Below are 305 nucleotides of genomic sequence, written 5' to 3'. Positions count from 1 at the left end.
TGAAGAGGAGATAGCTCATACACATCTTCCAGCGTATTGTCTGGGTTGAGCTTTGAGAGATCTTCCTGGCTCAGCCCCTTAAAACTTAAATCTGAAGGGGTCAAATATCTCTCCTTACTTTTAGCTAATTCCTCTATTAAAAACTGTAAGTTCTTTTTATAGGATCCGGCTAATTTTTTGATCGTGGCCGGATGGTGTCTCGACCTGGAATAGCGGATCGACATACCCAACTCTCCCTTCACCAGCATCCCCGATACATCCAGTATTTCATCCGTTCTATTCTCTTTTGATACATCTGATCCGAT

The 305-nt window shown here is 42.6% G+C and carries 1 protein-coding gene; it reads right to left on the bottom strand.

Features of this window, described 5'->3' with window-relative positions:
- The coding region (locus A4R26_RS35010) for a hypothetical protein (protein WP_165760286.1) at positions 1-305 on the bottom strand (305 nt) is incomplete at both ends.

The sequence above is a fragment of the Niastella populi genome (assembly GCF_002078015.1).
In the GTDB taxonomy this organism is placed as follows: domain Bacteria; phylum Bacteroidota; class Bacteroidia; order Chitinophagales; family Chitinophagaceae; genus Niastella; species Niastella populi.
This window is presented reverse-complemented; position numbering and strand designations above follow the sequence as displayed.